This is a genomic window from Marinifilum fragile (assembly GCF_963677365.1).
In the GTDB taxonomy this organism is placed as follows: Bacteria; Bacteroidota; Bacteroidia; order Bacteroidales; family Marinifilaceae; genus Marinifilum; species Marinifilum fragile.
The window spans coordinates 1,441,763-1,456,955 of the sequence record NZ_OY781962.1 but is presented as its reverse complement, the minus strand read 5'-3'; the positions used below and the strand labels follow the sequence as shown (position 1 = coordinate 1,456,955).

At 34.4% G+C, this 15,193-nt stretch carries 16 protein-coding genes; all 16 read right to left on the bottom strand.

Annotated features, from left to right (window positions below):
• Nucleotides 1-9: 9 nt before the first annotated feature.
• Nucleotides 10-765, bottom strand: coding sequence for an adenosylcobinamide-GDP ribazoletransferase (locus ACKPCA_RS05640; protein ID WP_321281847.1), 756 nt, complete (start codon nt 763-765; stop codon nt 10-12).
• Between the two features lie 25 nt (nt 766-790).
• The gene (cobT, locus tag ACKPCA_RS05635) at nt 791-1,840 is read right to left on the bottom strand and encodes a nicotinate-nucleotide--dimethylbenzimidazole phosphoribosyltransferase (RefSeq protein WP_321281846.1); all 1,050 of its coding nucleotides are present in this window, start codon (nt 1,838-1,840) and stop codon (nt 791-793) included.
• 178 nt (nt 1,841-2,018) lie between these two features.
• Nucleotides 2,019-3,056, bottom strand: a complete 1,038-nt coding sequence (cobT, locus tag ACKPCA_RS05630) for a nicotinate-nucleotide--dimethylbenzimidazole phosphoribosyltransferase (protein WP_321281845.1) — start codon at nt 3,054-3,056, stop codon at nt 2,019-2,021.
• A gap of 3 nt (nt 3,057-3,059) precedes the next feature.
• Complete coding sequence (locus ACKPCA_RS05625) at nt 3,060-4,208, bottom strand: BPL-N domain-containing protein (RefSeq protein WP_321281844.1); 1,149 nt, start codon at nt 4,206-4,208, stop codon at nt 3,060-3,062.
• Nucleotides 4,209-4,226: 18 nt separating this feature from the next.
• Nucleotides 4,227-4,742: a bifunctional adenosylcobinamide kinase/adenosylcobinamide-phosphate guanylyltransferase gene (locus ACKPCA_RS05620; RefSeq protein ID WP_321281843.1), complete on the bottom strand. Its 516-nt coding sequence runs from the start codon at nt 4,740-4,742 to the stop codon at nt 4,227-4,229.
• Between the two features lie 87 nt (nt 4,743-4,829).
• Complete coding sequence (gene cbiB / locus ACKPCA_RS05615) at nt 4,830-5,777, bottom strand: adenosylcobinamide-phosphate synthase CbiB (protein ID WP_321281842.1); 948 nt, start codon at nt 5,775-5,777, stop codon at nt 4,830-4,832.
• Entirely contained in the window at nt 5,753-6,784 is a 1,032-nt protein-coding gene (locus ACKPCA_RS05610) for a pyridoxal phosphate-dependent aminotransferase (protein ID WP_321281841.1), read from the bottom strand. The genes cbiB and ACKPCA_RS05610 overlap by 25 nt, the downstream gene beginning before the upstream one ends.
• 148 nt (nt 6,785-6,932) lie before the next feature.
• Entirely contained in the window at nt 6,933-7,847 is a 915-nt protein-coding gene (locus ACKPCA_RS05605; protein WP_321281840.1) for a dihydroorotate dehydrogenase, read from the bottom strand.
• Nucleotides 7,841-8,605 carry a dihydroorotate dehydrogenase electron transfer subunit gene (locus ACKPCA_RS05600; RefSeq protein WP_321281839.1) on the bottom strand — a complete coding sequence of 255 codons (765 nt, stop codon included), beginning with the start codon at nt 8,603-8,605 and terminating at the stop codon, nt 7,841-7,843. Before ACKPCA_RS05600 ends, ACKPCA_RS05605 begins: the two co-directional genes overlap by 7 nt.
• 61 nt (nt 8,606-8,666) lie before the next feature.
• Complete coding sequence (locus ACKPCA_RS05595; protein ID WP_321281838.1) at nt 8,667-9,104, bottom strand: helix-turn-helix transcriptional regulator; 438 nt, start codon at nt 9,102-9,104, stop codon at nt 8,667-8,669.
• A gap of 1,005 nt (nt 9,105-10,109) precedes the next feature.
• Nucleotides 10,110-10,463, bottom strand: a complete 354-nt coding sequence (locus tag ACKPCA_RS05590) for a hypothetical protein (RefSeq protein ID WP_054721221.1) — start codon at nt 10,461-10,463, stop codon at nt 10,110-10,112.
• The gene (locus ACKPCA_RS05585; protein ID WP_054721220.1) at nt 10,464-11,186 is read right to left on the bottom strand and encodes a M48 family metallopeptidase; all 723 of its coding nucleotides are present in this window, start codon (nt 11,184-11,186) and stop codon (nt 10,464-10,466) included. It abuts the gene before it with no gap.
• A 50-nt stretch (nt 11,187-11,236) separates the two neighbouring features.
• The gene (locus tag ACKPCA_RS05580; RefSeq protein WP_321281837.1) at nt 11,237-11,524 is read right to left on the bottom strand and encodes a hypothetical protein; all 288 of its coding nucleotides are present in this window, start codon (nt 11,522-11,524) and stop codon (nt 11,237-11,239) included.
• A 107-nt stretch (nt 11,525-11,631) separates the two neighbouring features.
• The gene (locus ACKPCA_RS05575) at nt 11,632-12,126 is read right to left on the bottom strand and encodes an RNA polymerase sigma factor (RefSeq protein ID WP_054721218.1); all 495 of its coding nucleotides are present in this window, start codon (nt 12,124-12,126) and stop codon (nt 11,632-11,634) included.
• A 185-nt stretch (nt 12,127-12,311) separates the two neighbouring features.
• The gene (locus ACKPCA_RS05570) at nt 12,312-13,193 is read right to left on the bottom strand and encodes a MerR family transcriptional regulator (RefSeq protein ID WP_321281836.1); all 882 of its coding nucleotides are present in this window, start codon (nt 13,191-13,193) and stop codon (nt 12,312-12,314) included.
• Nucleotides 13,194-13,304: 111 nt separating this feature from the next.
• Complete coding sequence (locus ACKPCA_RS05565) at nt 13,305-15,092, bottom strand: fasciclin domain-containing protein (RefSeq protein WP_321281835.1); 1,788 nt, start codon at nt 15,090-15,092, stop codon at nt 13,305-13,307.
• Nucleotides 15,093-15,193 lie beyond the last annotated feature (101 nt).

Genomic DNA, 15,193 nt, shown 5'->3' with positions numbered 1-15,193 from the left:
TTTGTAATATTAATAGTTTAAAAGTGATAAATAAGATAGGTAGAAGACGATTTCGCAAACTTGTTGCGTTGCTCCAATGCAATCGCCTGTGTATCCGTTTATCCACTTGTTGTAATATCTTCCTAATAAGAACTTGCAAAGATATACAGGAATTATAATCAGGAAAAATTTAGCATTACCTAAAAGAGCCAAAGGTAAAATTCCTGTTAATATCATAAATATAAAATTACCAACGCTTAGTTTTTGTGAATAGTCTTTGGCTTTAGAATTCTCAACTCTTGCATATTGGTGTGTGTTTACCAAAGTAGCTGCTGCCATTCGTGTTGTTGAGTGTGCAGCGATTAAAATCCAAGGCAATTGATTTGCAGATATGGAGAACTGACAATAAAATTTTGTTAATATCAGGAAGATGATTCCGGTAACGCCAAATGCACCAATTAACGAATCCTTCATGATTTCAAGGATTCTTTCTTTGGTCCAACCACCACCAAATCCATCGCAAACATCCATAAAACCATCTTCGTGTAATGCTCCGGTTAGCAATGCTGTGGCTACCATACTCAATATCACTGCCAAATTGAAAGGTAAAAGCAAGTTACTCAAATAAAATACTAAAGCCGCAACACCACCAATTAGCAAGCCAGCAATAGGAAAATATTTAATGGCTTCGTGCTGGTATTCCTTTTTAAAATCAGCCCATTTTGGAAATGGAATTCTTGTAAAAAAGGATAAACCTGTAAAGAAAATGTTGAGTTCGCGTTTCATATTTTTCTATGCTTAAGAACTGATATTATTCACTAACGACTTTATCGCTATTGCTTACGCCAGCATCTTCGAAACTAGCCATCTGATTCAGGAAGTTAACCGCTGATTCGATAATAGGATAAGCTACAGCAGCACCAGTTCCTTCGCCCAATCGCATGCCCAAATCTAAAATTGCATCGGCATTTAAATGTGCTAGCATGTGCTTGTGGCCATTTTCGTTCGATTTGTGAGTGAAAATACAATACTCCAATACTTTAGGATTCATTTTAGATGCAGCCAAAAGTGCTGAAGTGATGATAAATCCATCTACCGTGATGATCATTTTCAATTCGGCTGCCTTTAACATGGCACCGGCAATCATTACAATTTCAAATCCACCGAAGTGAGCGAATATATTTTCAATAGATGAGTCACCTTTATAGTTCTCAACGGCTGATTTCAAAATTTCATATTTTCTTTTTAAGCCTTCATCATCCCATCCAGTACCTCGTCCAACGCACTCTTTTAAATCTACATCAGCCAATAAATGCAATAAAACGGCTGCAGAAGAGGTGTTTGCAATACCCATTTCGCCAAATCCAATAATATTGGTTCCATCTTTGTGAGCTTGCTCTACCAAATCTGCTCCTCTTTTAATGGCAAGCTGAAATTGTTCTGTAGTCATGGCTGCATCATTAAGGTATGATTTGGTTCCATGAGCAACTTTGGCATCAATTACATTCCACTCTTTATCGAAATCGTAATTTACACCTGCATCAACAATCTTAATATCAATGCCATTCTGACGACCAAATACATTAATGGCAGCACCACCAGCCATAAAGTTGGCAACCATTTGCCAGGTTACCTCTTGCGGATAAGGGCTAACGCCATCTAATGCAATCCCATGATCTCCAGCAAAAACCATTATAGTTGGTTTATTTAATTCAGGAGATAAGGTATTTTGAATACAACCTATTTTAACAGCCAACTGTTCTAACATTCCTAATGAACCAATTGGTTTGGTTTTAAAATCAATTTTGTGTTGAAGTTGTTCTATCAACTCTTTGTTTGGAGTTTTTATATCGAAATTCATAGTGTGTATAAATTAAACTATTAATTTTTTCCCTCTTAGGGAAAATGCCGATAGGCAAAAGGGTGAAATAATAAAAAATGACCAAAAGCACCCCTCTCCCTGTCGGGATCTCCCCTTGAAGGAGAGAAACTAAACATTTTAAGTTGGTAATTTTAATCATACTATAATTCATTTATATTTATGAGGCTTCGCTAACACCTGCATCCTGAAAGGAAGCCATTTCGTTCATGAATTGAGCTGCACTCTTTATTAAAGGATAGCAAACCATTGCTCCTGTTGCTTCTCCCAAGCGCATGCCAATGTCTAGAATTGGTTCGCCACCAATGATATTCAGCATTTTAATGTGAGCCTGTTCATTTGATTTGTGTGCAAATAAGCAGTAATCCTTTACTTTAGGGTTGATTTTAAATGCAGCCAGTAATGCCGATGTAATGATGAAGCCATCAATTAAAAGTGTCATTTTAAGTTCGGCGGCTTTTAACATGGCCCCAACAATCATCACAATTTCAAATCCTCCGAAGTGAGTAAGCACATCAATTGGATCATTGGATTTGTTATATTTTAAAAGCCCTTCGTTTAAAAGATCGAATTTACTTTTTACACCTTCCTTATCTAATCCAGTACCTCTGCCAACACATTCCTCCAAAGAAATATCTCCTAAAAGGCTAAGTATTAGTGAAGCTGATGAAGTATTTCCGATTCCTTTTTCACCGAAAATAATGAAATTACAACCTTTTTGGTGAATTTCTTCAATTACTTTGGCACCTCGTTTAATTCCTTCAAGGCATTGTTCTTTGGTCATTGCTGGCTCCAATCGGTAGTTTTTAGTACCGTAGGCCAACTTTCTGTTAATTATAGGAAGGCTTGGATCAAAATCATGATCAACACCCGCATCAACTACATTAAATTTGATACCGTGTTGCTTTGCAAATACAGTTGATGCTGCACCACCTTCCATATAATTGTATAGCATTTGGTAGCTAACAGATTTTGGATAAAAACTAACTCCATCATCAGCAATACCATGATCTCCAGCAAATACAACCACATTAGGATTGTTAATCTCAGGATTCAGGCTATTTTGAATTTTCCCTAATTGGAAAGCAATTTTTTCCAACATTCCTAACGAACCAATTGGTTTGGTTTTCGTATCAATCTTCTCCTGTAATTCTTTATTTAAGTTATCTGATAAAGAATCAATTTTAAATTCAATCATCTGTTAATTTCTATTTTTACCAAGAATATTTTTTAATTCAGTTAAGCTTTTTTTCAACTGAATTTTACAGTCATCGTTTGTTTCATTAGCGAAGGCTACTTCCAAATCCGCTAATGCATCTGTTCTTTCTAATTTCACCAATGCAATTGACGCTTTGCTTCTTACATCAGCATCTTTATCGCGTAATAAACCAGGAATCCATTTTTTCGAAGACCAGCAAGCCAATTCAACCACCTTATCAATTGCTTCCAATTTCTCTTCTTTTGATCCTGAAAGGTTATTGTAGTATTTTGATTGAAGATCCTGAATCTCTTTGGTATAAATGATTTCCTCTTTGAAGAAATTTGGACGAACTACTGATTTGGGATATTTCACCATTTCTCTATTGGTAGCCCAACGAACAATTCGAGGAAGCATCCAACGCATTCCCGGAGTACATTCAGGGTGACCAACAAATGAAGCCACTTTTCCTTTTCCAACGGTGTTGGCTACTATAAATGGTCTGTTGTTAGTCATATTTGCAGGTGATCCTTCAACTGTGTGAACATCAGACAACATGGTTCCCAATGATCCTTCTTCGATTTCATCTTCAGCAGAAACCAAAACCGGTCCTTCGTAATACTGGCAAAATGAAATTTCACGATCTTTTAATTCAGGAAAGATTTTTTCACCTTCTTTGGTTAAAGAGAATTTTGCCAAGCCATGTCCGCGATTATCATGCTCAATATCAATGGCTTTATAGCCAGTAAGATTTAAACTTGGATAGTTTGGAGTATTGGTCATGATGTATGCTCCGGCACAAATACCGACAACAGCTATGCCTTTATCTTTTACCAAAGAAACAACCCTTTCAATACCAGATTCTCCAAGACTCATGGTTTCGCTTCTGCCACTTCCGCCAGGGAATACAATTGCATCAAAATCAAGAATCTCATCAGACACAATCTGACTTGCACGAATTACTTCGCAATCAATTTTTGTATCAATTTTAAGAGCTTCAACAGCATCGGCAATACACCATGGGCTATCTCCATTTTTATCGAATACGCCAACCTTAATTCTTTTCTCGGCTTTTGTAGGAACTCTTTTACAAGAGAATGAAGTAAATAAAAGAGCAATTAATAGTGCTCCAATTGTAAGGAGTTTGTTCATGTTAGTTTAGTTAGTGGTTTATTTTAGTGTGTTCTTTATTTCAAGTGGAATTCCCGATATAACCATGCTAACAATATCAGCCTTAGCTGCAATATATTGATTAATGGTTCCTTGGATGTCATTAAAGCGCATTGCCATTTCATTACCAGGATGACCACCCAAGCCTAACTCATTCGTTACAATAATCCAATCACAATCCTGAGTGAATATTTTGTCCAGCTCTTCTTTGGCCTGAGCAATTGTTTTATCGTCATCCTCTCCATTATCGAAGAAAAAATTATTGAGCCATAGGGTGATACAGTCTAGCAAGATGAACCTGTTACTTACATCATGCTTACTTAAGAACTTTTCTTCTTCGATGTTGATCCATTGAGATCCCCTGCGAGCTTTATGAGCTTCAATTCTTTTTCTATGATTATCATCCCAAACCCGTGACGTGGCCATATATACAGGATTTGGAGTTTTACTTAAGATCAATTTTTCTGCGAATTCGCTTTTCCCAGATCTTTGTCCTCCCGTAATTAAATGAATCATAGCTAAATGTAAGTGTTATATATAAGAATTATTTGTTATGGTGAATTTACGAATTTATAAGTCTGACAAGAATATTTTTTCCCTTTTTTAAAACAGGCTATTCCATGGTAAATAGCATGCAACAATAATTAGGATGCTAACAAAACATACAGCATGGTTTATGTATCTGATTTTATTGATTTCCTCATTTTTCAAAGGTCGATCATTCTCACCAATATAAGGTTTATCAACGCTAACTCCACCATAATCATGGGGACCGCCAAATCGACAATTTAAAATTCCGGCCAATGCTGATTCAGGATATCCTGCATTTGGACTTGTGTGTGCTTTTCCATATTTAAATATGAATTTTAAACCACGATAACTTAGTGTAACAAAAGTCATTAAAAAAGCAGTAATTCTGGCTGGGATAAAATTAACCACATCATCCAAACGTGCTGCGAATCTACCAAATAATATGTACTTGTCATTTTTGTATCCAATCATGGAATCCATGGTGTTAATCATTTTGTAGCACATCATGCCAGGAATTCCACCAATTGCATAGTAAAAGAGAGGAGCAACAACACCATCTGATAAATTCTCTGATAAGGTTTCGAATACAGCCAAGCGAATCTCTTGCTCAGTTAATTGGGATGTATCTCGCCCAACAATCCAGGATAGTCTTTTACGTCCGGCTTCTAATCCCATGCTATTTAAATGGTAAAAGACTTCAATTCCTTCTTGCAGAAGGCTTTTGTTGGCCAATCCATAAAATACAAATACCGATGTAAAAACAATGTACGCGTATTCATTAAGCTGTAGCAATAAATATGACGACAGGTAAAAAAGAGCAAATACTGATGATGCCAAAAACAAACACATCATTGCACCTTTAATCAATCTATTTTTTCCTTTGTTCAACCATTGGGTCAGAATAGAAATTGAATTTCCAAAACCAACTATAGGGTGAGGTAACTTCCTGGGATCTCCAAAAATTAGATCCAAAACATATCCAATAAGAAGAGGTATTATAATGTATTTAATTTGCTCCATTTTTGTAATGCATCAATTAGCAACTGATTTTTTTCTTCATTTAATGTTGCCACGCGAATATAAGAAGAATTTAGGCCACGAAAATTTTTAGCATCGCGAATCAGGATGCCAAATTCAGAAACCAGATAATTTTTTAGCTCTGTAGAGTCTCCTTTTTCTAGTTCGATCAAAAAATAGGAAGTTTTTGTTGGGTGAATTTTAATGCCTGAAATTTCCGCTAATTTTTTAGTGAATTTTTCCGTGCTTGATTTATAGTGTTTTACAGGAGGCAAAACATCCGATTTGTGCTGAATTAGGTATTTTCCAGCCTCAATTGCGAGTGAATTTACCGTCCAGGGAGCCTTGTAGAATTCAATTTTCTGTACCAATACCTTGTTTGCGATCAAATATCCCAATCTCAGGCCGGGAATTGAGAAGTTTTTTGTGAGAGATTTAACGATGATTAGATTTTGATATTTTTTGATTAAATCTATAGAAGATGAAATTGCATCAGTGAAATCTATATAGGCTTCATCCAATACAAAAACCGAATTTGGATGATTCTTTAATAAAATATCCAGATCTTTTTTTAATAAAATATCGCCTGTAGGATTATTCGGATTACAGATCCAAATAAGATCAGTATTGAAACTGGAAGAAGAGGACAAGTCTTTCCAGTTTATAAAATTCAGTTTGTGATTGTTGATTTTACAGGCATCTTCATATTCTGAAAATGTAGGTATAATTACGGTTGAACTGCTGTTATTAAAGCATTGTGCAATTAAGTAAAAAGCTTCAGTTGCACCATTTACGGCCAACAACATGTCGGATTCAACCTTTAGATCTTTAGCTAATACATTTATAAAACTTTCGGCAGATGCTTCAGGATAGGAGTCAATAGTATTCCAATTGTTAATTAGGTGTTGTTTTAATTCCTCTGAATAGCCACCATACCATATGTTGGTACTGAAATTGGCTTTTATTTCTTGTTTATATTTGTATCCGTCGTCACCGTGTCCTTGTAACATACTGTATTATAGTGTAAAAAGATTAAATATATAAATAGTTTATATGTATTGAGTTCTATAAAAAAAGAATGAGTTTACATTTGTAATTACATCTGTAAACTCACTATATTCGAATTAAAGAATTATTTCTCTAATTATTGCGTTTGAATTACTGAATCTGCAAAGATCCAATTAAATCATTGATATCTTGAATGTTGTGTCGTTTCATATAGTCTTCTATGCCCACAACTACCTTTTCAGTAACCTGTGGATCGATAAAATTTGCTGTTCCTATCTGAATTGCTGTTGCACCAGCCAAAATAAACTCAATGGCATCTTTGGCATTCATTATACCTCCTAATCCAACTATTGGAATATTAACGGCATTAAATACTTGCCAAACCATTCTTAGGGCAACTGGCTTAACTGCTGGACCAGACAAACCTCCAGTAACAGTTGATAATAAAGGTTTTCTGGTTTCTGCATCAATTGCCATACCCAGTAATGTGTTGATTAATGATACGGAATCAGCTCCTTCTGCTTCAACTGCCTTGGCTATTTCAGTAATATCAGTAACATTAGGCGATAGTTTTACCATTAAGTGCTTTTTATACACTTCACGAACGGCTTTAACCACCGAAGCAGCCGAAGCACAGCTGGTTCCAAAAGCCATACCACCTTCCTTTACGTTAGGACAGGAGATATTCAACTCAATTGCTGGAATGTGTTCCAAATCGTTAATCATAGCAGCTGTTTCTACATAATCTTCAATTGCTGATCCTGAAACATTTACTAAGATGTTGGTATCGTAGTGCTTAATTCGTGGATAGATTTCCTTGCAGAAGTTTTCAACTCCTTTATTTTGTAATCCTACTGCATTTAGCATTCCTGAAGGCGTTTCTGCCATTCTAGGGTAAGGATTTCCTTCTCTATGGTGTCTGGTGGTACCTTTTACTAAAATACCGCCTAAATTGCTTAAATCAATAAAATCTTCGAACTCTTCACCGAACCCGAAGGTTCCAGAAGCGGTCATTACTGGGTTTTTTAAGCTAAGATCTTTAAGTTTTACTCCTAAATTTACCATTTCAGATCGTTTATATTGAATACCGGTCCTTCGGTACAAGTACATTTATTACCTCCTGTTGTCTCAGTTACACAGCATAAGCATGCTCCAAATCCACATGCCATATTATTTTCAAGCGACACCTCGCATGGAATATTCTTTTGTGCAGAATAAGCCGCAACAGCCTTCATCATTGGTTCTGGACCACATGTAAATACATAATCAAATTTCTCTTTTTCCAGAATAGAATGTTGGGTTGGGTATCCTTTTTCACCAAAAGAACCATCTTCTGTAGTAACCAGAATATCACCGTATTCTTTATAAGCATCAAGCTCTACGGCATCTTTTTCCGATCTAACACCAAGAAGTGTAGTTACCTTATTACCTGCTTCTTTTAAGTGTTTTGCAAGATATAGCAAAGGAGCTACACCACAACCACCACCAACAAGTAAGGTATTGGCATTATTTGGAATGGAATATTGATTACCCAATGGATAAACAATGTTTAATGAATCACCTTCTTTAAGTTCACCCAATTTTTTGGTACCATCTCCAATTTTTTTGATGTATAAGCTAATTGTATTGCGCTCATAATCTACAAAATGGATTGATAATGGTCTTCTAAGGAAGGTTGTGTTGGAATCTTTCACCAAAACGTTTACAAATTGTCCTGGACGTATTTCAGGAAGTGGCTCTAAGGCCCTTACATCCAGCACAAAATGATCATCGTTCAGCTCTTTTCTTTGTAGTACCTCAAAGTCTTGTACTAATTTTTTCATGGTGCCTAGCAATATTATATCTGTTAAGAATAAATTCAGGCAAAGATAATTCAAAAAATGCTTAAGAAGGGTTGTATTCCCTAAAAGTTTTATCAGTATAAAACACAACTACCTTTTCTATTTGTTTACCAGGAACGAATACGTTCATTTCAGAGAAGGATTCAGGCTGATTTACAGGCTTTGTAGACGATTCCTTTTTTAATTTGGGTGGTTGTGGAGTAATATTAGGTGCTTCTTCTTCCTTTTCAAACTGAATTATCTCATTCTCGAAAAGTTTAGAAGGTTCTTGCGACATGTACATTTCACCTTCCCCAAAAATAATCCAATCAATGTTGACATGAGGGAAGGAACGTCTTATTTTTTGTACAAAATCAAGGCTTGGTTTGTTTCTACCTGATAATATATGAGATATACTAGAGCGTTGCACGCCAATTGTATCAGCAAATTTAGAAGATGTTAAGCCTTCACTGTTAATTAATTGAACGATTCTATCTTTCATTGGTTGATATTTTACAGATGTTAATTGTGTCTGTCGATACAAAGGTAAAATTAAATTTACAAAAAGCAAATGAAAATTTTGAATTAGCGTTACTTTTGTAATTTATAAATGTAAATCGGCGACTTATCTAATAGCAATCCTTAATTTACCATTGTAATTTACATTTCTAAGCCCATTAAAACGTTAGTTTACGCATATATGGCTTTTATTAGATTTGTAAGAGTAAATTGAATTCACAGAATCATCATCTAAACAAATAGAGTGTTTGATATAGTAAATACACATAGACGTGAAGTTAACTACCGCATTAATAGTGTATTACATGTTATTTACAACTGTATCATGCTGAAATATAACAAATATAAACGCTAAACATGTGAATTCAATCAAGTTCATATTGTACTATTAGATCAATCAAACTACATAAACCACTGATAATAAGTATAATAATCTTTCAGATTTACAATTATTTACTAAAATTAGGTTGGTTTTATAGTGTTGTAAACTATACGATTAAAGTAATAGTTGCGTAAAACTTTATAATATACTGATTACTAGATCTTAAACTGTAAGTATATTTTATTTAAGTACAATTGTAACGAGAAATTAAGCGATTACGACAGGAACGATTATAGTATACAAAAGACAATAAAAGTCAAATGCAGATCAATATACAATCATAGATTATAGGTTACAATTATAAATTACAAGTGTGAAATGTTGTTTTTTAATAATTTTTCTGAAATCAAATGCGAGTTTACATTACTAATTTAACCTTGTGAACAAATAAAGTGGGGAAAAATGATCTCGATTGCTCAAAATGTATCGACAATTGTATTTTTTCAATCAAATGGTCTTCTTGTTTACAAAAATTACAATCTAATGAGCTTAAATAAGGTGAAATTCACTAATAACATTCAGTAATTGAGGGAGATGTAAGGAGAAATAGCAAAAAACACACTGCCGAAATCTAGAAGAAAAAGAATATTTGTAAGATAAGAAAGCCTATTTCGACTTTCTTATCTTTACATATCCTATAAAAAGAATATAAATAGAGAATCCTACAATTAAAATCCTTAGAATAAGGTTTTCGCTTATTCTTCCATTAGATGTTAAGATATCTCTTGATAAAGCGGGAATCATGAAGATCAAAAGTCCAAAAACCAAAATCAACATTGCGATTGTAAAAATTCGTCGGAGTTTTATTTGCTTTGGCGATAATTCCTTCTTTTTAGCTTGACTTTTCTTTTTTTGATTTTTCGATCTACTTTGTGGTGCTTTAAGTGCTTTTTTTAATCGACTACCTATAAGAAAGGCAAATACGCATAGTCCTATTACGATATATAATTCTGTACTCATTTATATGATGTTTATAGAGTGTTTTTTGATTCTATTTTTCTTTTCTGTAAGATTAGGGCAATGACTAGCTAAAAGCTCCCAAAATTGGCTGGAATGGTTTTTAACAACAGTATGACACAATTCATGAAGGATAACCATATCTGATAAATCTTCGGGCAAGCGAATTAAATGCAAACTCAAATTGATTTTATTATCATGAGAGCAAGATCCCCATCTGCTTCTAGTGTTCTTAATTTGTACGGAACGGTATTTAAATCCATGTTGCTTTGCAAGAAATTCAATTCTTTTAGGCAAATAGTATTTTGCTTCGCGCCTAAGAGTTTCAATTATGGATTTTCTAATGAATTCTTGTAAATCCTTATTAATAATTTCCATTCCTACTGGATACATAACCTCAAGTACGCCATTGTTGAGCTTCGAAGAATATGACTTGGTTGCTACCTGAGTTATTCTTAGCTCGTGATATTTGGTTTTAAATTTGGTATGCTGATCAAAAATGGTTTGCTGACTTTCCTTGTTATCTTTCTTTTGTTTAGCTTGAAGAATCCAAGCCTTGTTTTCTTCAGCGAACTTTATGGCTTCTTTGATTGAAATACCATTGGGAACATTTATCCAAATTCCTTTTGTTGGGGCCATGCGAATTGATAACCTCTTGAAACGTTTATCATTTCTTAGCGCAATTTCACCAATGTCTTTAATGTAAATGATTTCTTCTGTAGGCATAAAAAAAGCTTTGCAAAATGCAAAGCTATTAAAATATCTAATTTTGGAAATTACTTTTCCTTAATTAAGGTGCTTAATCTGGTAAATGATTCATCCACATTCTTAATCAAGTCGTTAAAAATTGACTTGTAATATGCCTTTACCATTTTAGGATTATCTTTTCCATCAGGATGGTTAACTCTTGCAATTAAATTATTTCTTGCAATAATAGTATCCTTGATGATATCCATTACTTGCTCTCTGTTTTCTGCGTGCAAGTAATTGTAGTTATAACAATCTGAAATAACTTCAAAGCAAAGATAATCAATGTCTTTTTTTAAGCGTCTTCTACTAGCCATCTTAATAATTTTTGATGAATAAATCGGGATTTTTCCCTCTGATCGCCAACAAAGGTAATAAACCCGGATTAATTTATCATTTAAAAATGGATAAAACTTGATAGCTCTTAAGAATAGTCAGCTAATTGTTCAGCTAAAATTTTTCGTCCCTGGAATATTCTACTTTTAATGGTTCCAATTGGTAAGTTCGCATGTTCAGCGATTTCACGGTACTTGAATCCTTCTAAAAACATTTTAAAAGGTGTACGTAAGTATTCTTCCAATTTGTCCAGTTCCTTCATGATATCCTTGTAATTTTGCGTAGAATAAGGATTGTCAAAACTTACATTTATCTTTCCAAGATTATTGTTTGTTTCATGAGCCATCCACTCGCGTTGTTTTAACTTCTTTCTATATGCATTTATAAACAAGTTCTTCATAATTGTATAAAGCCAAGCTTTAAGGTTGTTATGGCTAAATTTTGTTTTGTATATGAAAGCTTTCAATACAGTTTCCTGGCATAAATCCAATGCATCTTCTCTGTTGTTAGTTAATCTGTAAGCATAAACTCTAAGTTGCTCTTCTAAATTAACGATCGTATTATTAAATTCTATTGTTGTCATGATTGTACCTCTTGTTGTTTTGTCTAATAAATATACAAAAACATTAGACAAAAATCAATCAATCCTTAAACAGAACTTTAATAACAGCCTCTGATTCTAAATAAAAAAAGCCTACATTCTTTTAAATGTAAGGCTTTTAGGGATTTTATATTATTCCTTCTAAATAAGACCAAAAGATCTTTTATTTATTTCAATTGGAGTAAATCCTTAAACTTTTGAGGAGATGTAATCAATTTCATGGATTTGGGCACCTCTATTCCATCTTGCTTTAATTGTAAACCAGTAATGAGTACCTCTCTATCTTCGAATGATTTTTCCATATTTAGCAAGTAAGCATTGATATCCTCTGCATTAATTGGCGAAATGAAAGAGCTGATGATGTAATTGGGATTGTAGTCATTTACAGCACTTACCAAATCTTTAAATGGTAGATCTTGTCCAAGATAAAGTGTACTGAATCCATTTCTTCTTAGTATATAATTGTAGAACAGAATCCCAACTTCATGCAGTTCACCTTCCTTCAAGTATATCAATACTTTCGATGCACCTTCCACTGACTTTCCTGAGAGAGAATCGATCGAAGCAAATAATTTTTGTCTAATCAAATTTGAAATAAAGTGTTCCTGAGCTGGACTGACTGAACCAACTTGCCATAGCACTCCTATCCTTTCGAAAAATGGAAAAAGGACTTCTGTAATGGTAGATTCCATTCCACTCTCGAGTACACATTTAGATAAGATAGACTCAAACAATTCTTCATTAAAATTTACCGTTGCTAGGGTAAGTTTTTCAATATGAAATCCAATGCTTTTATTTGATCTTGATAATTCTAATATCTTAGCTTCAAGATCTATACTACTTAACTTGGCAAGGTGAGAAATCTTAATTCCCGATGAATTAAGCATTGAAATATTGAGCAGTTTACGTAGATCACTATCAGAATAAGAGCGAATATTGGTCTTGCTTCTTTCTGGTTGAATGATACCATATCTTCTCTCCCATATTCTTATGGTGTGAGCTTTTACTCCTGTAATTTTTTCAAGGTCTTTTATGGAATATTTACTCATGTTTTTTCGTTGGTGAGAAGATTTAAAATCTACTCCTTTGATAATTATTAAATCTAATCAAAAAAACTAAAACCTGCCATTTCATGCAGGTTTTAGTGTATATTATATAGATTATTCTGGCAATAAAACCTTATCGATCACATGAATTACGCCATTAGTTCCTTGAATATCCGTTGCGGTTACCTCAGTATCTCCATTAATTTTTACTCCTGAACTTGTATCTATATTAAGCTTACTACCCTCATTTAAAGTTTCTACCATTCCTGTTGATACTTGATCTGATCTTACATTACCGGAAACAACATGGTAAAGCAAAATTGGAGTTAAAGTTTCTGCACTTAAGTCGTCAATTCCGTCAACGCCTAAAGCTTCAAAAAGCGCCTCGAAAGCCGCATCGGTTGGAGCAAAGATTGTAAACGGTCCATCTCCGCTTAACGTTCCAGCTAAATCAGCTTTAACAACTGCGGCTACCAAATGCTCAAAGTTATCGTTAGCAACTGCAATATCAACTACATTAGGAGGTAATAAAACCTTATCGATTACGTGAATAACACCGTTAAATGCTTCAATATCTGCTGATGTTACCATAGTTTCTTTATTTAATTTCACTCCATCACTTGTGTCTAATCGTAACATTACAGGATCCATATCCGGACTATTGGTCGCAAGTGTTTCCACATATCCTGGATTAATATCCGATGACATTACCTTACTGCCTAAAACATGATAAAGTAGAACTTGAGTTAGTGTTTCAACAGATAAATCCTCAATTCCTGAAACACCTAGGTTGTTAAATAAATCCTGAAAAGCCTGATTGGTTGGTGCAAAAACTGTAAAAGAACCTTCTCCATCCATTGTTTCTACAAGACCAGCTTTGTCAAGAGCTGCTACCAGGCTAGAAAAATCGCTATTTGCTACTGCAATATCTGCTATCGACTGTACTTCCTCTTCTGCGCCAGGAATTAACACTTTATCAATTACATGTATTACCCCATTAGTTCCTTGTACATCAGTAGAAATAACATTACTAGATCCGTTGATAATAACTCCACTACCATCAGCATCTATTTTAAGATCAGCTTCGGCATTTAGAGTTGAAACTGTACCAGTGCTAATATCCGCAGCTCGAACATTTCCTGAAACAACGTGATAGGTAAGAATTGGGGTAAGATCTTCTGCTGACAAATCTTCGATTCCATTTATGCCCAAATCGGCAAATAAAGCTTCAAAAGCAGCATCAGTTGGAGCAAAAATAGTAAATGGCCCATCTCCTTTAAGTGCATCCACTAAATCGGCTTTAATAACCGCATCTACTAGATGTGAGAATGTAGCATTTGCGATAGCTATGTCAACAACATCAGGAGGAAGAAGAACCTCGTCTATGATGTGAATAACGCCATTGGATGCCATAACATCGGCGCTGGTAACATTGGCACTATTATTTAATTTTACGCCCGAATCAAGACTAACCAGTAAATTAATCGGAAAATCACCAGGAGTAAATGTACTTAGTGTTTGCACATAACCATCAGTTAAGTCTGTTGATTTTGCCTGTATACCCAGCACATGATATAAAAGAATAGGAGTTAAAGCTTCAGCACTCAATTCATCAATACCTGAAACTCCCAAATCCATAAACAATTGCTCAAAAGCAGCATTTGTTGGTCCGAATACTGTAAAAGGTCCATTGGCATTTAAAGTTTCTACCAAGTCTGCCTTTGTAAGAGCGGCAGCTAAAATTGAGAAGTTATCATTACCTACAACAATGTCAACAATATTTTTTTTCGCTGGCATTGGCTTTGGCATGTCATTATCATCATCTTCGCATGAAACATTAACTATTGCTGCGATCATTAGGAGAAATAATCCTAAACTAAATTTATAATTCCTGATATTCATGTCACTTTTTTTTAATGGTTTAATCAGGAAACAAATTTGATTTACTTTTGTTCAGAGAAATTCACAAAATCTTAAACAAGAAAAATAAGTTTAAAGCCTAC